General features: G+C 56.6%; 15 protein-coding genes. 10 read left to right on the top strand and 5 right to left on the bottom strand.

The features are described 5' to 3' along the window. Positions 1–339: 339 nt before the first annotated feature. The 4 genes from JAO29_RS10415 to JAO29_RS10400 all read left to right on the top strand — a co-directional run bounded on the left by JAO29_RS10415 (position 340) and on the right by JAO29_RS10400 (position 8,080). Positions 340–3,936 (top strand): TonB-dependent receptor, encoded by a 3,597-nt coding sequence (locus tag JAO29_RS10415; protein ID WP_334268147.1) that lies wholly within the window; start codon positions 340–342, stop codon positions 3,934–3,936. 165 nt (positions 3,937–4,101) lie between these two features. After that, positions 4,102–4,311, top strand: coding sequence for a hypothetical protein (locus tag JAO29_RS10410; RefSeq protein WP_334268146.1), 210 nt, complete (start codon positions 4,102–4,104; stop codon positions 4,309–4,311). 402 nt (positions 4,312–4,713) lie between these two features. Further along, positions 4,714–7,314 carry a TonB-dependent receptor domain-containing protein gene (locus JAO29_RS10405; protein ID WP_334268145.1) on the top strand — a complete coding sequence of 867 codons (2,601 nt, stop codon included), beginning with the start codon at positions 4,714–4,716 and terminating at the stop codon, positions 7,312–7,314. Positions 7,315–7,399: 85 nt separating this feature from the next. Beyond that, positions 7,400–8,080, top strand: a complete 681-nt coding sequence (locus tag JAO29_RS10400) for a Fe2+-dependent dioxygenase (protein WP_334268144.1) — start codon at positions 7,400–7,402, stop codon at positions 8,078–8,080. Positions 8,081–8,121: 41 nt separating this feature from the next. Here the strand turns inward: JAO29_RS10400 and JAO29_RS10395 are convergent, their stop codons facing one another. Together JAO29_RS10395 and JAO29_RS10390 are read right to left on the bottom strand one after the other, a co-directional pair. Beyond that, positions 8,122–10,395 carry a PAS domain-containing sensor histidine kinase gene (locus JAO29_RS10395; protein WP_334268143.1) on the bottom strand — a complete coding sequence of 758 codons (2,274 nt, stop codon included), beginning with the start codon at positions 10,393–10,395 and terminating at the stop codon, positions 8,122–8,124. A gap of 51 nt (positions 10,396–10,446) precedes the next feature. Beyond that, positions 10,447–11,133 carry a YceH family protein gene (locus JAO29_RS10390; protein ID WP_334268142.1) on the bottom strand — a complete coding sequence of 229 codons (687 nt, stop codon included), beginning with the start codon at positions 11,131–11,133 and terminating at the stop codon, positions 10,447–10,449. A gap of 210 nt (positions 11,134–11,343) precedes the next feature. Here JAO29_RS10390 and JAO29_RS10385 point away from each other — a divergent pair, with 210 nt between their 5' ends. From JAO29_RS10385 to JAO29_RS10370, 4 genes are all read left to right on the top strand, one after another. Beyond that, on the top strand, positions 11,344–11,997 hold the full coding sequence (locus JAO29_RS10385; RefSeq protein ID WP_334268141.1) for a DUF882 domain-containing protein: 654 nt from the start codon (positions 11,344–11,346) through the stop codon (positions 11,995–11,997). 95 nt (positions 11,998–12,092) lie between these two features. Beyond that, positions 12,093–12,464, top strand: a complete 372-nt coding sequence (locus JAO29_RS10380) for a RidA family protein (RefSeq protein ID WP_334268140.1) — start codon at positions 12,093–12,095, stop codon at positions 12,462–12,464. Positions 12,465–12,514: 50 nt separating this feature from the next. Continuing rightward, positions 12,515–12,652, top strand: coding sequence for a hypothetical protein (locus tag JAO29_RS10375; protein WP_334268139.1), 138 nt, complete (start codon positions 12,515–12,517; stop codon positions 12,650–12,652). Positions 12,653–12,716: 64 nt separating this feature from the next. Then, complete coding sequence (locus JAO29_RS10370; protein ID WP_334268138.1) at positions 12,717–13,508, top strand: hypothetical protein; 792 nt, start codon at positions 12,717–12,719, stop codon at positions 13,506–13,508. 219 nt (positions 13,509–13,727) lie between these two features. Here the strand turns inward: JAO29_RS10370 and JAO29_RS10365 are convergent, their stop codons facing one another. The 3 genes from JAO29_RS10365 to JAO29_RS10355 all read right to left on the bottom strand — a co-directional run bounded on the left by JAO29_RS10365 (position 13,728) and on the right by JAO29_RS10355 (position 17,925). After that, positions 13,728–15,818 carry a radical SAM protein gene (locus tag JAO29_RS10365; protein ID WP_334268137.1) on the bottom strand — a complete coding sequence of 697 codons (2,091 nt, stop codon included), beginning with the start codon at positions 15,816–15,818 and terminating at the stop codon, positions 13,728–13,730. A 286-nt stretch (positions 15,819–16,104) separates the two neighbouring features. Continuing rightward, entirely contained in the window at positions 16,105–17,052 is a 948-nt protein-coding gene (locus JAO29_RS10360; protein ID WP_334268136.1) for a hypothetical protein, read from the bottom strand. Positions 17,053–17,103: 51 nt separating this feature from the next. Continuing rightward, positions 17,104–17,925, bottom strand: a complete 822-nt coding sequence (locus JAO29_RS10355; protein ID WP_334268135.1) for a hypothetical protein — start codon at positions 17,923–17,925, stop codon at positions 17,104–17,106. Positions 17,926–18,175: 250 nt separating this feature from the next. Between JAO29_RS10355 and JAO29_RS10350 the strand changes: the two genes are divergently transcribed. Together JAO29_RS10350 and JAO29_RS10345 are read left to right on the top strand one after the other, a co-directional pair. Beyond that, the gene (locus JAO29_RS10350) at positions 18,176–18,418 is read left to right on the top strand and encodes a hypothetical protein (protein WP_334268134.1); all 243 of its coding nucleotides are present in this window, start codon (positions 18,176–18,178) and stop codon (positions 18,416–18,418) included. Further along, the gene (locus JAO29_RS10345) at positions 18,415–19,200 is read left to right on the top strand and encodes a septal ring lytic transglycosylase RlpA family protein (RefSeq protein ID WP_334268133.1); all 786 of its coding nucleotides are present in this window, start codon (positions 18,415–18,417) and stop codon (positions 19,198–19,200) included. The genes JAO29_RS10350 and JAO29_RS10345 overlap by 4 nt, the downstream gene beginning before the upstream one ends. Positions 19,201–19,329 lie beyond the last annotated feature (129 nt).

Genomic DNA, 19,329 nt, shown 5'->3' with positions numbered 1-19,329 from the left:
CCTTCGGGGATCAATCGTGTGATCCCGATGCGCCATCCTGTGGCCCTCTAGAGTCTCAACTCACGCTGAGAATATGACAGCAAGTATCAGTAGGTCAGCGTTTACCAGATATATGATTTCTGGTATATCCCTCCCGTTTGCTCGTAAGAATATGTAGTTTTCATTTTGGCTTGAGACGTCATAAATTTTCTAACTGTTTATGAAGCAGTAACTTCTCGGTCTTGTGACGAGGTAACACAAATGGCCCATGAAATGCCCTAAAGGTGTTACGAGCTGCTGTGAATTGATTGCAAATCCTAATTGGAGGCATTCAGTGTCCGGGCTGCACGAGGAGTTTTGATGAAAAGATTATGTGGGCTTTTTCTTGCGATCATTTTTACTGCGATTACCGCGACCCTGAGCTACGGGCAGGTGATTTCTCAGACGGGCGGAGCGATTCAAGGTTCGATCACTGATTCGAGCGGAGCTGTTGTGCCGAACGCCAACATCACCATCAGGGGCACAGACACCGGCTCGTCTCGGATTCTGACCACGGACTCAAAAGGCTTCTACAGCGTCGGCCCGCTGACCCCGGGAAATTACCAGGTAGTGGTCAAGGCCTCGGGATTTCAAACCCTTTCGGTCAATACGGTGGTTCGGACCGGCACTGCGACCAGCGGTAATTTCAAGCTGTCGATTGGTGAGTCCAATGTAACAGTGGAAGTGAGCGCCGGTGCTTTGCAGGTTAATACTGAGCAGGCTGGGGTAAGCGACGTCATCACCAAGCAGCAGATCGAATCTCTGCCGGTAAACGGCAGAAACTTCCTGGATTTGGCACAGATTGAGCCAGGTGTGATCCTCCAGAGTGGCGAATCGTTCGACCCGACCAAAGCCGGTTATTCGGCGATCTCGGTGAGCGGCGTATCAGGTCGCACAACTCGAATCCTTCTTGACGGTCAGGACATTACAGACGAGAACGTGGGAACAACGATCTTCAACGTCTCACAGGGCGCGATCGGCGACTTCCAGTTGAACCGTTCGACGCAGGACGTCTCTGGTGACGTGACATCGACCGGACAGGTTCTGGTCTCGACCAACTCCGGAACCAATGCGCTTCACGGACAGCTCTTCTACGACTTTCAGGATCACAGCGTAGGCTTTGCAAAGACGGCCGGCGGAATCGATACACCGTTCCAGCGGAACCAGTTCGGCGGAAGCATCGGCGGTCCCATTATCAAGGACAAGCTCTTCTTCTTTGGAAATGCGGAGCGCATCAAGCAGGAGTCGCCAGTCGCCATTACGATGGCACCGACGTTCTCTGGCATTCAGCAGCAGTTTCCCAGTCTCCCTTCTCCTTATCGCGAGACGTACACCACGATCCGCCTGGACTATAACGGTCCCTGGAATGGCCACTATTTCGTTCGCGGTAACTATAACTTCAACCGTTCGAGCTCAAATTTCGGCAACGGTTATCAGCTCTACAACAACCGCGATAACACTCCCGGCATTGCCGGTGGTGCTGATTTCGCATTTGGCCATTTCACGCACTCAGTCCGCGTGAGCTATGAGAAGTTCCACAATCTGCTGGTGGATGGAACTGAGGGCAACACAAGCATCTATAACGGATTCCCCGGCCTTACATTCCGTCTTGCAAGCGCGGGGCTTTACTCCGGTCCGAACGTGGATGCTCCTCAGAACACGTTCCAGTCGGATAAGCAGTTCCGCTACGACGGAAGCTGGACAAAGGGAAGCCATAATATTCGCTTTGGCTACAGCCTGAACCGCATTCTCGGCGGCGGCTTTGCCAACTTCTTTGGTCTGGCACCTCGCGTGTCATTCACTCCGGCGACTCTGCTGGAGAATTGCGGCGGAGTTGCGGGTGAGCCTTCGTGCGCCAGCGATCCGCTCAATGGCTATGCTGCCTCGCAGGTGGCGGTCGGTAACGGCCAAGGCTTCTTTACCGAAAAGCCAGGCTTCAATCTAGCTGGCGGCGGAACGGGAGATTGGCGGCAGGGCGCTTATGTCTCCGACAACTGGAAGGTGACCCCGAGCTTCACGCTGACCGCTGGTGTTCGCTGGAGCGTCGATACAGGTCGTGCCAATCAGGACCTGCCAACACCTCTGTGCTCGGATGTAGATCCCGCGATCGCGCCTTGCACGGGCAGTGCGCCTCTGCTGGATCAGTATGCTCCTGGATTTGGAAAGAAGATTCACCAGTCCTGGGCGAACTTTGGTCCTCAGATCGGATTCAACTACAGTCCTGGAGATCATAAGACGGTTTATCGTGCCGGAGTTGGCGTCTTCTATGAGAGCGACGTCTTCAACAATACGACGAATGCTCGCTCGGGTCTGCTGAAGTCTGGTCTGTTCAACCAATTCCAGTACATCTGCGGAGGAACGGACTTTGTGGCGATGCCGGACGGCTCTCAGCTGACTGGAGATGGCGGAGTTTCGATTGCCACGCTCTGCAGCCAGCCGATCAGCCAGTCTGGACAGCACTGGATCAATATCCAGAAGACCTACCAGGCTGCAACGGCCGCTGCGGGACCGGCGAGCAATCCGAATTATGTCGGAACAAACCTCAACGTCTATGGAATCTATGGTGCACCCTACCGCACGCCTTACTCGCTGCAGTGGAATGGAGGCATTCAGCGTGAGATCTTCCGTGGTGGCATTCTGTCGGTCGACTATGTGCACAACCAGACCATCAAGATTGCACAGCAGGTCGACGTCAATCATGTAGGCGCGGCTCGCACCTTGAACAAGGCGAACGCTTCTGCCGCCATTGCTGACACCGCCAACGCCATCCCGGCGTGTGCGGGCACGACGGGCTCGTCGGCGATCGATTGCGTAATCAGCCATGGCGGAACGATCGCAGATTTCGCGGGGAATGGCCTGGATTCAGGACAGACCTATCTCGGTGGTTATCCTGCTTCTTATTCTGGAAAATCGCATGGGGCAGCATTCCCCGGGGTCAATCCTGCACTGGGAGAGGGAATCTTTCTGCTTCCTGTCGGTCGGTCGGCCTACGATGCTTTGCAGGTCGTTTTCCGGCAGCAGGCTGCGCACCCCGCTCCTGGAATCGTGAGCTCGAATCTGCAGGTGTCCTATTCCTTCTCGAAGATCATCAGCACGGCGAACCCCGGAATCAATAACGGTAATACGGGCGTTGGAGACCAATTCTTCTCTTCGCCTTCCTACGACTATGACAACCCAACCCTCTACATGGGCCGCAACGGGCTCGACCATACGCACCAAATCTCCTTAGGCGGGTCGGCAACCCTAAAATATGGGCCTCAGATCAGTCTGATCGGTCATTTCTATTCGGCTGCCGCAACCGATCTGAACCTGGATAATGGCGGCATTACCGGCGACAGCACTGGCGGTATTTTCATGTCGGACGTGACGGGTGATGGAACGATCGGGGACCTTGTTCCCGGAACCAATCCCGGCTACTTCATGCACCAGTACAAGGGAAACAACTTGAATAAGCTAATCAGTCAGTACAACGCGACCCATGCAGGTCAGTTGACACCAGCTGGTCAGGCACTAGTCAATGCCGGTCTGTTCTCGCCGGGCCAATTGTCCGCTCTTCAGGGGGTCCAGCAGCCCATCGCTCCTGTTCCAGAGGCTCACGGACCTGAGAATGCCTTTTATCGCAACGTGGATCTGAGCTTCGCGTATCCGGTTCGTTTGAGCCGTCTGCGGGAGGGAATGAGTCTCGTCCCGACCGTTGCGTTCTACAACATCGGAAACTTTTCGAACTTCAGCAACTACAACAACGGTACGCTTGCGAACACGACAACTGCTTCGGGCGGCAGCTCAGCCCTGAGTGGTCTTCTGAATGGTCCTAACAGCTTCGCTGATCACGATATCAATCGCGTTCAGCGTGGTTCGGGAACATTCGCGCAGGGCGCACCTCGCACGACGGAGTTCCAGCTGAAATTGAATTTCTAAATCCTTGGTTCTTTCCTTCTGTTAGAAGGAACGGCGGAGAGTGAATGCTCTCCGCCGTTTTGTTTGCAGTTCAGCTCCAACAGCAATCTCGCTTGTATAGCTCCGCCGGTTTCGCGTGTTCCAGCTCGCTAACATAGTCGAGGACGGCTTCGAGACGGGTCCTCCATGCCGCTGGCTGCCCTCCATGGCGTCGCGAAGAGCGAAGCCACGGCGAGGCGGAATGCGAATGCAGCTATCGGAGAAGGGGTAGACGCTCATCTTCTCGGCGATCTCGCTGAGCAACACAGCAAGTATGCGGCATCCATGCGCAGCATGGTAGAGCGCCTGGAGAGCGGCGCAACCATGCCTCTCCGGAGACGTCGACGAGCAGAATAACGTCGCAATTGAATATAAGACCCACTCGGTCGCATATTTCCGTTGATCTCGGACCAGATGTGTCTTATATTCGGATCATCGGAATGTGAAAGGCCATCTGGACTTCGTACTTTGGAGCTCAGCAGGCTGAAGGTAGTGAGCGGAAGGAAAGATCCCCGCGGGTTTATCTCTTGGCGGAGACCGCGAGGATCCAGGATCTGGCTGTCTTGAGGACAGCAGATTGCCTTTGATTATAGGGCGCAGCTGCGTGTACACAGTCACGCTTCTGTTTACTTTCCTCCTTTCGTAAATCGTGGAAACGCTGCTTCGCGAACTGATCGCAAAGACGGTGTGAGCGGTTGATGCCCCCTCGTGCGACTTTTCAGGCGTAACGATCAGGGCCAAACAGATGCGGAGAGAACGATGAGAAAGTACGCGAGAAGGAATGGATTGGAGCGCAGGTTCCGAGGATCGAAGAACTGGCTGGCTGTGGGAGCCCTGGCCGCGACGGTTCTAGGATCGAGCCCGCCATCTGCCGCGGCTGTAAAGGAGAGCGAAAGTGCTGCGGGCACCGCTGCGTCGGTTCCTGCGGCGAGTCTTCCAGTGAAGAGGATCAATGTCGCAGCAGGGCCGTTGGATGCCGCGATCGCAGCTTACGAGCAGCAGACTGGTCTGCATGTGAGAGTCGATCTTCCGCAGGGGACTCTTGCGGGGTTTCAGACGAAGGGTGTGTCGGGCCTGTTTGCCGAGGATGAGGCACTGGATCTGTTGCTCGCCGGGACGGGATTGAGCTTCCGGATCGAGAATGAATCCACTGTAGCGATAGGGCTGCAGGCCAAGGACTCGGTGGATGTCTCAGCATCGGCCAATTCGGTAGCTTTGACACAGTTTACGGAGCCACTGACCGATGTCCCGCAGACGGTTAATGTGGTGCCGCAGTTCGTAATGCAGGAGCAGGCAGTAACGACGATGCGTGACAGCCTGCGCAATGTTCCTGGAATAAGCATTGCTGCGGGCGAGGGAGGAGCTCAGGGAGATAACCTGACGATCCGCGGCTTTTCTGCCCGTAACGACATCTTTCTGGATGGCATTCGCGATTTCGGATCGTACTATCGCGACTCCTTCAACTACGAAGCTGTGGAGGTGCTACAGGGCCCCGCGAGCGTGGAGTTTGGACGCGGGTCGACTGGCGGTGTCGTCAACCAGGAACAGAAGCAACCACTTCTGAACGAAAAAATCTCAGGATCGCTGCAGCTAGGGACCAACCTGATGCGACGCGTCACGGCGGACGTAAATGAGCCGCTAACCAGTCTTGGTTCAGGCGCAGCGTTCCGACTCAATGTGATGGGTACGCAGACGAATGTGGCAGAGCGAGACGTTGCGGAGACCCAGCGGTATGGCATTGCGCCATCCATTGCCTTTGGACAAAACTCGCCTACACGCTTCCTGGTGAGTTATCTGCATGAGGGTGAGAACAGCACACCGGATTATGGTCTGCCTTATTTTCTGTATAAGCTTCCCGATGTGAATCGCAGGAACTACTACGGATTTGCAAACGATAATTTCCTGCGGACGAATCCTGACATTGTGACGGGACGAGTCGAGCATGATTTCCATCTTCCGGTTACGCTGCGGTCATCGCTGCGATGGGCGAACTATGGACGGAACGTCAGGATTACGGAGCCGCAGGTTCCCAGCACACCGGTGTTCTCGACGATTGGCGGAGTAAGGATGGTCGCTTGTTTACCGCCTGCCTGCTTCCCGATCAACTATGACCCAAATCAGGTTCAGGTTCGGCGCAACCAGATTACGTCGAAGAGCGATGAGGACATACTGTGGGAGCAGACCAGCCTGGTCGCTCGGGTGAAAGTGGCACATGTAGAAAATAGTGTGGTGCTAATGCTCGAAGGCGGGAGGGAGAGATCGAGCCCGCAGCGTACTACTTACAGCGTCCCGAACACGTCGTTGCTGGATCCGAATCCCTACGATATCTTCGCACCGACATCGGCAGTGCTGGGCGCCAAGACACATGTAGTCTCGACTTCCTACGGGTTGAATCTTCTGGATACGCTGAAACTGACATCGTGGCTGCAGCTGTCAGGTGGCATACGATTCGACTACTTCAATACAGATTCGCTGGTCGATGCTTTGGGTACAACCCCAGGAAGTCACACGAGTCGCCTGGATAAGCAGCCTACGTATCGTGCAGCAGTAGTCGTCAAGCCTCGTTCGAACGGCAGCGTGTACTTCGACTATGGCACATCCTTCAATCCTTCGGCGGAGTCGCTATCTCTGAGTGCGAACAACGCTACGTCGGCTCCGGAGCTGAATTCAACTACAGAGATCGGAACGAAGTGGGACTTCCTACATGAGCATCTGAATGTAAGTGGAAGCTACTTCGCGACCGAGAAGCAGAATGCCCGCGAGACGGATCCGAACAATACAACGAATACGATTCTGGTAGGAACGCAGCGTGTCCGTGGAGCCCAGGTGGCGGCCATCGGGCACATGCCGGAACACTTCGACATCATCGTGGGCTATGCCTATCTGAATGGAGTCGTGGAAAAGAGCATCCTGAACGCCTCGCCCTTCTCATCGCAGTACATCCAGGGCGATCCTGTGTACGGGCAGTTTCCTTACTTCTTTTCGCCGAAGGGATTTCCCTTCGCCAACGTTCCGAAGAACAGCGGAAATCTCTGGATAACGCACGATCTGTGGTGGCACTTTGTGGGTGGATTTGGTAGCAACTATGTTGCGGCGCGACGTGCGAGCTCGACCGCGATGGCCGCGGTATACAACAGCGTGACGCCAGCTCCAGTGACCAGCGTTCCTCTGGACTTCAAGGCCATTCCTGGTTACTGGACGTTCAATGCGATGCTGCGAAGGCCGATCTCGGATCATCTCGATTTCCAGGCGAACGTAATCAACCTCACGAACAAGTTCTATATCGATCAACCACACCCCAACCATCTGATCCCAGGCGAGGGATTGAATGCGCAGATTGGTTTGAATGTTAAGTTCTAAACGGAAATAGCCACAGGTGGCGTGGACTCTTCCACGACATTTCTTTCTGAAAGTGTGGAGCGACGCTCCATTGGATTGAGGATCCATGCTGATTACGATTCCAGACATTTTGAATGCAGCGGAAGTCGCGCAGATACGAGCGAAGCTGGATGCTACAGATTGGGTTGATGGCAAAGTTACGGCGGGCTACCAGGCGCAACGTGTGAAGGATAACGAGCAGCTGGCTGAAGCCTCTCCGCTGGCGCTGGAACTCGGTGACATCGTCATGAAGGGATTGGCCCGGTCTCCGCTCTTTATGTCAGCGGCACTCCCATTGAGAGTATTTCCTCCAATGTTCAATCGCTATCGGGGCGGGGGACATTTCGGGACGCATGTGGATACGGCAATTCGTTCGGTGGTCCCTTCAGGGCAGAGGATCCGCACTGATGTGTCGGCAACGCTTTCGTTAACCGCTCCTGAGGAATACGACGGTGGTGAGCTGATTGTTGAGGATACCTATGGCTCTCACAGCGTGAAGCTGCCTGCTGGACATCTGGTTCTCTATCCCTCGACCAGCCTGCATCGGGTGGAGCCGGTGACGCGAGGTGCCAGAGTATCGAGCTTCTTCTGGATCCAAAGCATGATTCGCAGCGATGGAGATCGTACGATACTGTTCGATCTGGACCAGACCATTCAGAAGCTTGCGGGGGAACTTCCGGGCAGTCCTCTGGGAGTCAAGCTTACGGGGATCTACCACAACCTTTTACGCCGATGGGCCGAGATGTAAGGTTCGGGATGGATCTTCGCGACTGCGAGCGTCATTCGGGCTCAAGTATCAGAGGCCTGCCGCAGCTCCTGGAGGTGTGGTAGAAACAGCGAGAAGACGGTGCCGTGATGCAATGGATGATCGGTGCTTCGGAGAGAGAGACGGCCCTCATGTCTATCTACAATTCCGGCGGATATCCATAAGCCGAGGCCAGTGCCGTTCAGTTCCTTGGTTGTATAGAAGGGCTCGAACAGGCGTCGCTGCACTGCGTGGGACATGCCATGACCAGTATCAGCGACGGTGATGCGAATCCCCTTGCGCGGCGGACCTTGCGTGGAATACCCGGTGGCATCGTGAGCGCGCACGAGGAGCCTTCCACCGTTCCGCATGGCATCGATTGAGTTTGCAATCAGATTGTTCAGCACCTGGCGAATGTCATTTTCGAAACAGAGGATGGTTCGCTCGGTTCGGAAATCTGTTTCCACGAGAATGCCGGAGTTGAGCAGGCGTCCGTGGTAGAGGTTGATTACCGCGTCTACCAGTTCCCTCGAGGTGACCTTGGTGGCGCTGAAGGCCTGCCGATGGAAGCGGAGGGTCTGAGTTGCGATCTGGCAGACGCGGGACAGCTCGCTCTGGGCCTTGCGGACATAGTCGGCGAGGAACGGCGGCAGCTCGCCCGAGTTGTCGATGATATAGAGAAGATTCGTAATCGCCTCGAGAGGATTGTTGATCTCGTGCGATATGGAGCTTGCCAGGCGACCGACGGCAGCAAGTTTTTCGCTCTGAATAAGAGCCTGCTCTGACTTTCGCTGATGTGTAATCTCCTGAATAACGGCAGCTATGGCCGTGACTTTACCTTCACCGCTGAAAACAGGCGCATAGTTTACGTTCCAGTATCGATGCTCGCCGGGACGGGTGGGCAGCTCACCTTCGAAGATGTAATTGCGGATGGTCTTGCCGGCAGCGACCTGCCGGAAGATTTCCTCAATGTCCTGGAGTGGCGCGAGGTCCGTGATACGGCGGCCGAGAATCTTTTCGATAGGTAGGCCAAGAGTCTCTGCCTGGCGATCATTAACCCTGAGGTAGCGGAAATCAACGGGGTCGAAGAGCGCCAAGCCAATGGGAGAAGTCCGGTAGATGGTCTCCAGCTCGGCGCGCTGGCGCTCGGTCTCTTCCTGTCGCTGCTGCAGCGTGCGGGATGAGTTTTCACGCTCGGTGATGTCGATACAGAGACCCTGCAGTCGAGGAGGAGAGCCTTCGATAATGACAGCCTGGCAACGGCACTCGATCCAGAGAAGGGAATCGTTGGCTGCCCGGATCGGGAAGTCGGTGATGACCACCTCTCCGGTGTCGCGGGCCTGCCGCAGCATGTCATCGATGAGGGCCACGTAGGCTGATGGAACGTGACTCCGAAAGGCGCGAAGATCTGGAAGGCTGGAGAACGGATGACCGAAGACGGGATAGGAACCCACCCCAAAGTGAATCTTCCCAGTGGAGAGGTCGACATCCCATGTAGCGACTCTTGCGGTCTGTTGGACGACCGCGAGCAGGTCTCTTTGCTTAATGAGAGCGAGTTCGGATTCTCTGCGCCTGGTTATATCCCGAAAAAAGATAATCACGCCCTCGACAGAAGGCCGGATCTGGATCGAGAGCCAGAGATTTAGAGGCTCGGGATAGAAGTCTTCAAAATCTCCAGCGACGCCCTCGCTCATCGCCCGCATGAAGTGGTGCTCATACTGACCATGGTCTCTGACGAATGGAAACTCGCGCCAGATGTTTTTGCCTAGCAGGTCGCCTTTAATATGAAGGAGCTCGCGAGCCCGTCGGTTCAGGAATGTAAAGGTGCCTTCGCGGTCGACTGTAAGGACGGCGTCGCTGGTAGCCTCGAGAACCTGCAGCAGCTGACGGGCGGCGGAGTCGCGCAGCAGCTCCGCGCCTTTACGGTCAGTCACGTCGCGGAGAACGACCGCGATACCTTCGTCCGTGGGAAGAATGTGGTATTCGATCCAGACATCGCGGTTCTCACAGAAATGCTCGAAGTGAGAGGGAGTTCCAGTCCGCATGGCCGCGCGGTATCGGGTTTCTAGTTCTGTTCCGAGAAGCTGGGGAAACATCTCCCACAGAGAGAGGTGATTCAAGTGGTGAGGCTCGATCCGATCGATCTTTCTGGCCTCTCTATTCGCGAAAGTGATATGCCATTCGCGATCGATACAGATGACGCCATCCGGGATGTCAAATAGCACACTGGTGTGCTGCTGATTTTCCGCATCCTGCCGCCTGCGGGTACCGGAGCGACGGTCTGGAGGCAGATTGGCGGACGAATACAGATTCGACATACGATTACAGATCCGGGATCTCAGTGACGAATTATAGAGATGTGGAGGACCTCATGCCTTTGGCTCCAGCTCAGCGACTCGTGATTCTAACGCGGCCAAAGCTTCCATCAGGCTGGCAAGTTGTGACTCCAGCCGTGCGATGCGATCGATCTGGGATGCCGCCTCGCTGCGGGGGGAAGAGTTTTCGCTGTGAGGCAAAGCGAGATCGGAGCTGCCGGCGAGAAGGTGCATATACCGGGACTCCCGCGCTCCTGGCTGTCGCGGCAGAAGAGCAACAAGGGGCCCGCTCAGGTCTGCCTTGGAAGCATGTTCCTCATTGGAAGCTTCCCGTGAGGCGAGCCGCTCCAGAGTCGACTGTACGGAAGAGATATCGTCGAAGGTGTAAAGCCGTTCGGAGCGGCCTCGCAGCTCACCCGGCGTCTGTGGTCCACGCAACATCAGCAGGCAGAGCAGAGCGGTTTCGTCCCGGCGAAGATTGAGGACGGTTCGGAAGCGATGTTCAAACTTTGGCACCCGGGCGTCATGGAGCATCCTGACGATTTCCCGCTCTTCAAGCTCATTGAGAGCCTGGCGAACTTCGTCCTCGGTGAGCTCGAGTACAGGATCTCGACTTGACCGCTGGTTGCACGCATTGACCAAAGCGTTCAACGACATCGGATAGCTCTCCGGGGTTGTGATCTCCTTTTCAATCAGAGATCCGAGGACCCGGATCTGAACGGGATCAAGCACCATCATCATTCCAGTCTACACAGCGGCCTTATTCAAGGCCGGTATCTTGTACGTATGCGGAAGCTTAGAACGCACGATGGAACTATTGCACAAAAGTTACATTTCCCGCGCTCAATAAAGGGAGAAGCCTCCGATAGACTGGGTGAGGGAATGACAAACGGTGAATCCCATTTGAGGATTACCATTTCTGGAAGTCACTAATCTCCCTGGAGTTTTGGAATGAAGAGAGCGATCAGGCTCGGCTGTGTTGCAGCCTTTACGGCAGCTATTTTGATGGGCGTAAATGGCACGGCCAGAGCAAAGGATGCTGACGCAAGCGCAAACGAGGTGTATCGCCTGCGGATGTTCCACACGCATACGGGAGAGAGCATCGACGTTGTTTACCGGATTGGGGATACCTACCTGCCGCAGGGGCTTGAAAAGCTGAACCACTTCCTGCGTGACCATCGCACCCAGACAGAGAGCCAGTACGATCCGAGGGAATTTGATCTGCTGCACGCTTTGATGGAGAAGCTGGGCCGACCGGAAGGAGAGATTGACATCGTCTGCGGCTATCGGACACCGTGGAGCAATAACCTTCTGCGATCAAAATCGGCTAACTCAGGTGTGGCCAAACACAGCCAGCATATGGAGGCCAAGGCAATCGACATTCGTGTGCCGGGTGTATCTACGACCAGGTTGCGCGATAGCGCTCTTAGTCTGCACGAAGGCGGAGTAGGTTACTACCCGGTGAGCCAGTTTGTGCATGTGGATGTAGGGCCGGTCCGCGAATGGCAGTATGGCGCCACCCGCAAGGCCCATATGCGTTCTGTGGCACGATCCACACGGCATGGAGCGCACCACCGAGCATCGGTCATAGCTTCAGGCGAGTAGGCGGATTTCAGAAGAGATTCCTCTTTCAAGACGAAGGCCCGGACGTTCGGGCCTTTTTTATTGCATGCGTGCTGTACACTTCACACCATATCCCTATGGGCCGCGAATATTTCTCCAGCAATCCTGCGCTTCCTTTTTCCGATGCCGTCCTCGTAGATGGCAAAACGCTATATCTCTCGGGCCGTATCGGGCTTATCTCGGGGACAACGAAGGTCCCGGATACAGCCCAGGAAGAGGCTCACCTCGTGATGCAGGAGATCCGCCGTGTGCTGGCGATGGCAGGAATGACGATGGACGATCTGGTCTCGCTCCAGATCTTTTGCAGCGATGTCTCGCTCTTTGACGAGTTCAACGCGGTTTACCGCACCTACTTCTCCGGGAAGCTGCCGGCTCGGGCGTTCCTGGGGTCGGGGACTTTGCTGTTCGGAGCGCGATTTGAGCTGCAGGGTATAGCGGTAAAGGACTAATCAACAAGGGCACGCCGGAGGAGGCCCGCGGGACCATCATTGCGTTTGCCGTGAAGGATGATACCGGCACTGCGGCGAAGCTCAAGGCGAAGAAGGTGGATGTAGGGCTGATCGGGGCAGGATCCGTGTCTCTCCGGATTCACAACACGATGGCCGATGTGGATGCGCTACTGAAGGCTTTACCGTAGGAAGCACAAAGATGAGTGACGAATCCCGAGCCGCCGCAGGAAGGCTTTCAGATAGACTTTCGCCATGCCGAAGTGGCTTCTTTCTGCAGGGCGCTGGTTTTACGCCGCCGGGCTCGCCTCCATTGGCCTGATGCACTTCTTTTATATGAACTTCCCAGGGGTAGTCATTCCGGAGTTTCCGGCTTGGATACCGCTGCGGATGTTGTGGGTATTGGTGGTGGGGACAGCTTTAACCGCTGCGGGAGTGGCGATCTTCTTCAATCTAAGAGGAAAGAAAGTCGCTGCATGGACGGGAGTGGCTCTGTTGGCGTTGGTATTGGGGGCACACGTTCCCAATCAGCTTTCGAGTGCATATGTGAGAGTCCTGGGGGCGTGGACGAACGCACTTAAGGAAACGGCTCTGGCGGGAGGAGCGTGGATTGCCGCATCATCCGTTGCTGGAGAAGGTGGGGAGATACCACGGTGGCTCAAGAGGGCGCTCCCGCTGGGACGATATCTGTTTGCTGGGATGCTAATCGTCTTCGGACTCGATCACTTCCTGTATCCCCAGTTTGTGGCGGCGTTGGTTCCGCCCTGGGTTGGCGGGAAGATGTTTTGGACCTACTTCGCCGGAGGGGCGCTGATTGCCGGCGGCCTGGGGATGATGGTGAGGCGGGTGGCATCTCTGGCCTCGCTGCTGGTGGGAGTAATGATCTTTCTCTGGCTGCTGATACTGCATATTCCCCGTGCGATCGAAGACCCTTATACGAATGTGGGGAATGAGTGGGCGAGCGTATTTGAGGCGCTGGCGTTCAGTGGGATGGCGTTTATGCTGGCGGGGAGTCGGAGGGAGCGAAGTCCAGATTCGCGACACTGAGACGTTCGAGTTATTCCTGTCCTACATTCTTCAGAATCTGGTTCGTGCGAGCCTCGCTCTGACTGCCAGAACCGTCGCGGGGTTCGGTTGGAGACGATTTAGGCCGGGCGTGATAGAGATCGGTCATGACGGCTGTGTCCAGGGATAGCAAAGAGAGAGGCCGCCATTGCTGGCGGCCTCTTGTGTTTTGCGCGGAGCGTGTCTTGCTCCAATCAATGGTTAGTCGCCTGCGACTGTCTCTTCCTTCGCGGGTGCGGGAGCGGCCTTGATCTCGCCGAGGGAGATGAAGCCGGGTTGCTCGGCTTCCTTGAGGATCTCCTTGCGGTAGAGCTTGGCCATCCTGGCGTTCTCGGCGTCCTGCTTGATCTTCGCGTCGCGTGCCCGGATCTTCTCTTCGCGGGCGTTCTTGGCGATGCCGGACTTCTCGAACGTGTCGTTGGCTGCCGAGTTGACGTGGGCATCGTTCAGAACCAGGTCGTACTTCTCCTGCTTCTCGAGACCGACCTTCTTACCGCCGGCGAAGATCTCATGACGGCCGTGCTCCTCGTACCACTTGGTGAGAGTCGCAGTCATGTGCATCTTCTCGATGATGTTTCTCCAGCCCACGCCGGTGTTGTAGGCGCAGAAGCTGATCTCGCCTTCCTGCGTGGCGTAGGGGATGATGCACTGCTCGGTGCGGCGGAAGTCGTAGTTGAACAGGTCCTGGAACCACATGCCAGCGATGAAAAGGAAGTTCCAGCGGTCTGCGCGGCGCTTCTCGATATCGGCCATGGTGCGGTCGCCGGTTACCTTGCCGTAGTTGCGGCCGGTAGCGCCGAAGCACTTGTCGAACTTCTGCAGCAGGTCGACGATCTTGAAGTGCGTAGGAGCGTTCGAGGGATTGTAGTTGCGAAGCAGCGCAAGCGACACACCGACGATGGAGAGGAACTTGCCGCGAGCCGCATCGTTGATGCGGGCGACGTCCTTCGCAAGCTGAACGGCATCGAGGAACGCAGTAACCGGAACAGCTTCCTTGGTCTCCTTGTCGATCATCAGCGCCATGCCGATACCGCAGTTCGGGTGGCAACCGCAGGAGAGCTGGCCCCAGTCGTGATCCGGTCCGTGGACCAGGTCGGCCCAGTCGGAGAAGGTGGACATGAAGGAGATCGGGAACCAGTCGCGGGTGCTCTCACCGAGGCCGGTCTGGTTGCGGACGTCGTGCGCGAGGTGCGACAGCGTGTAACGCTGCGCCATGCGGCGCTCGTCCGAGACCTCTTCGTCACGGCCGGTAAAGGACACGGGCTGGAAGGAGAGGAAGTTGATCTTTTTAGGGTTGTCGAGGGCGAACTCGATGATGCGGCCAACCTGCTCGTTGTTGATGCCGTTGATGATGCAGGTGACGGGAACGATGTCGACACCGGCCTCATGCAGGTTGTGGATGGCCTGCAGCTTGACGTCGAACGAGTTGCCGACCTTGCGGTGCGAGTTGGCAGCGTTGCCGATGCCGTCGAACTGGAGGTAAGCGTAACGGAGACCGGCTTCAGCGGCAGCCTTGGCGAACTCCTTCGACTTCGCGAACTCGATGCCATTGGTCGCGGCCTGGACGGAGTTGTAACCAACCTTGCGCGCATAGGCGACGGCGTCGAGGAAGTAAGGGCTCAGCGTGGGCTCGCCACCCGAGAACTGGACCGACATCTGACGACGCGGCTTGATGGTGATCGCGTTGTCGAGCATGGTCTTGATCTCGTCCCAGGTGAGTTCGTGCACGAAGCCGACCTGGTTGGCGTCCATGAAGCATGGATCGCACATCATGTTGCAACGGTTGGTCAGGTCGATGGTGAGCACTGACCCACGACCGTGGGTCACAGTGGACGTCCCGTGGTTGTGGAGCTTCTCATCATTGTGGGCGCGGATGTCGCGGCCCGGGAAGACGTCTTCGAGGTGCTTCATCATCGGCGGATCGATGGACATGACGTCTTCGAAGTGGCCGTGGATCGGGCAGTCCTTCACCATCAGGATCTGACCGTCGCGCTCAATGATCTGGGCCTTGATCTCGCCCACCTTCTCGTTCAGCAGGATCTCGTGGGGCAGCTTGCCATCCACGATCTGCTGGCGGATCTCAGGAACGCAGCGCGGGCAGAGCGAATCAGTCGTGCGCGGCCATCCCAGGGGGGGCTTCTCTTTCTGGTAGGACTTCAGGAGGGGCTTGTCGCTCCACTTCGGGGTGAAGCTGGCATTTGGGGAGATCGAGTTCAGTTTGTCGAACACGGCCCAAGCCGCCTTAGCACCATATGTGAGGGCCTTCTCGGCCAACTTCGCTGACTTTGCCATAAACTTTTTTCTTCTCCTGATTCCGTCTAAAACCTGAATAGCGACTTCCGAAGCTTATTCGGCTTAGGGCCACTTCAAAAGTGAACGTCTTGATTCACGCCTCTGTCATCTTCCTTCGTAAGTAGAAGAGAAGCAAGGGCTGAACACCATTTAAGAGTACTCAGAGGGGAGGGTGGATCGAAGCTAACGCAAGCGAACTGCGAAATTTTGCATTGAATGGGGAAGATGCAGGCCTGAGCAGAACGGCAGAAAAGGGTGCAGAATTTGATTCCTCGCATTCGAATGACTACATAGCGCCATTCCCAGAGACCGCAATGTTATTCAGAATCTGCTGAACGAAGATGATGCGTACGTGGATGTGCTTGGCGACGTCCGGCAGAAATTCGTTGACCAGGTTATTGACGGGGTCGAGAGCGTAGCCGGTCAGGATACGTTTGGTGGTCGAGGCTCCGTCGCTCTCGATTCCCGGAGCGTAGAGATTGCCGATCTCGGCCACGAAGGGATAGGCGGCCAGAACGCCATAGTTCGGAATCGTTTTTCCGGTATCGCTGCGGGAGACATAGCTGCGGGTTACGGAGTACAGTATCCGTTTGCCGAGTGGTTTATGGGGCATCCGGTAGTAGCGGGGGTCCTGGTGGGTCAGCGCAGGAACTGCGAAGGTCCCAAAGAACTCGGCGGTGGCGTTCTGGAGAAGGCTGACTCCGGCGAGCTCGGCGAAACCTTTGATGCCCGGCCCGTAGGCGGTGTGAGGGTCCACCGCGATATTGATTGCAGAGATGCCGACTATCGTCCCCAGACTGGCTGGGTCGGTCGTGTAGTGAACAGCAAGTAATCCCTTCTGCTTCCAGTTAAGCGGAATCGCGATGTTGGAGCTCAGGAATCGCTGGTAAGGATAGACTAGCTCACTGCAGCGCGGCCACGGCTGGTCGATTTTGTTGGGGTCGAAGTAGATCAGTCCGATGGAGCTGAAAAAGTTGCAGGACTGCTGATCGCGTCCGTTGGCCTTCAGGCTGGTCTTGCCAACGACGACAGCGTCCTCAAGTTGAACCCGCACTTGGCTGGGAGCATCGGGAAGCTCTACCGGCGGCGCATTGCCTGTATTCGAGGAGAGAGCGGTGCGCGGAGTCCCGGTGCTCTCAGATAGGCCGGAAGCTTCAGACGGAACGGGGACAGGGGTCTGCGCCGCGGCCAAGCAAGCCGAAAACAGGATTGCAAATGTCAGAGCCCTGAACATGTTCCGTAATGCTTCCTTCTCTGAACCTTCCAACACCCGTCGTTGAAAGGATTACTCCTCTTTTGTGATGTGAAGCCGGCGAATGACCTCGCCACCAAACTCGCTAACCAGGTAGCCCACAGCTGAGCCGCCGAGCGAGGAGGCCCAGGTTCGAGCGATCTGCGCCCCGGAAACGTTCCGTTCAGGATAGTAGGTCTGGGTCAGGGCTGCTGCTCCGGCGGTTCCGAGCATGGTGGCATAGTTGGGAATGGTCTTACCGGAATCGGTGCGTCCGATGATAGGGCGGCTCCCGGCGTACAGCGCGCGGTTGATTAATTTATGGCCCGCGCCCCGCTGGTAGTAGCGCGGATCCTGGTGGAAGACAGGCGCGAGAATAGCATCCGAGAAGATCTCCTTACTGGAGCCGAGTGCGGCCGAAGCCCCCAAGCGCTGTCCGAAGGCCTCGCTGTTCGTTCCATAGTTGGGGCTTGAGTCGATCAGGTGCGACCATCCAGCGGAAGCGACCCATCCGAGCATGCTGAACGGAGTCACCGACTCTCTGAAGCCGAGCCTGACTTTATCCATTGCAGTCTGAGGAGCCGCACTTTGGCCAGCGGGGACGAGCTTGACGAAGGGACGGACGGTCGATTGTCCCCCTGCGGCTGCAGTCTGTCCAAAGAAGGAGGAAGGCGGAGCGTCAACAGCAGAGCTGCTGGAGGAATCTGCATCTTTGAGCAGAGCGCCAGGAGAGTTTGGCAAATCGCTGGTTGAGGAAGCGACGGAGACGGGCTCAGGAGGGGTCGCGAACGCAGATGGGGTGCAAAGAAGTGGCGCCAGGGCAAGAGCAGGCAAGACGAAGCGCTGCAGGATCGAGCGAAGAGCCAAAGTTGCCATCAAGGGATTACCTTTCGAAGAAACTTACGGTCTCGCGCCTTTCTTCAGAAGGCGAATACCTCGGGCTACCTCTTATGGGCCGCGCCCTGGTAAGAAGGACGCCTGCAAAAGGAGCCACGTTGTATTCGCCGGCCGCGAATCTCCGTTGTGTCATGACGTTACCACCTCGGCACTGTCGTAGGAATAAGAGGTTTCCCCAATTGACCCCCGATTTCCTCATTTCGATAATGGACTTTGGAGACGTGTACGCATGACGAACGGGAATGAAAAGCATCCCTGGGAGGAGCGTTTGCACGGGGCCGGGGCCCGGATAGAAGAGGATGTTCGCGAGTTCATTCGCTACTTCAACGACGAAGTGGTTCCCGACCTGCGCAAGAATGGCTCGGAAGCCCTGCGGGCTGCGGCACGAGAGTTAAACCGGGTGGCCCAGCGAATGGATGAACGTGCCGGCCGTACCCCTCCTGCCGATCCGAAGGATACTCCACGACCGTGAGTCGCCACCGCTTCGCGTTCGCCGTAATGCTACCGGCGTTGACGCTGGCAGTGACCGGCTGCCACAGGAAGCATGTGCGAGCCCATCAACCTCCTCCTCCTCCGAGTTCACAAAGCAGTGGAAATTATTCGGGTCGAGACACTCATGCCTCGCGACGTACATCTCCTTCCGCCAAAGCAACTCCTGTAACACCTCCCGCTGAGCCCAATGTGCACGGCAAACCGGTGCTCGTGGAGACGGGTGTCGCCAGTTGGTATGGTCCGCCCTATGCCGGTCGTAAAGGGGCGGATGGGAAAGTCTATGACCAGAATGCGATGACTGCGGCTCACCGGACTCTCCCCCTGGGGTCGATGGTGCGGGTCACCAACCTGTCGACCAACCAGTCGGCGGTGGTCAAGATCACGGATCGCGGCCCCTTTGTGAAAGGCCGCATCATCGACCTGTCGCTGGCAGCGGCGAAGGCGACCGGCCTGTATCGCATGGGAGTAGCCAAAGTCCGGGTAGAAGCATGGACCCCGGGCCCGAGCACAGCCGCGAATGCCATACCCGGAGGTCGCTGGTGTGTTCAGGTGGGGGCATTCGATAGCGAGAAAGATGCGATCAAGCTGAAGGACCAGATGATGCGGCGTTATAGGACAGCGAAGGTGATTGAATTCCCCGGGCCTACGGGACACTGGGTGCGGATCAATCCGGCTCATCCCGATAAGGCGAATGCTGACGAAGTAGCAGCCAGCATCCATGTCTCCGGTGACGTGGAACCCTACCTTGTCCGGACCGACTGATGCAGGTCGAAGTTAGCGAATGACGCGTTTCCCTGTACGTCGTTCAAGTTCTTTGCGGAATTGGTCGGAACCACTGTGATTCCACGTGTGGGTAATGCTCACACGATTGTCTCCAAGCACGCGCGTCAT

The organism is Edaphobacter sp. HDX4 (genome assembly GCF_036877565.1).
Classification (GTDB): Bacteria; Acidobacteriota; Terriglobia; order Terriglobales; family Acidobacteriaceae; genus Edaphobacter.
Note: the sequence above shows the minus strand (reverse complement) of the source record. Positions and strands in the feature narration are given on the sequence as shown.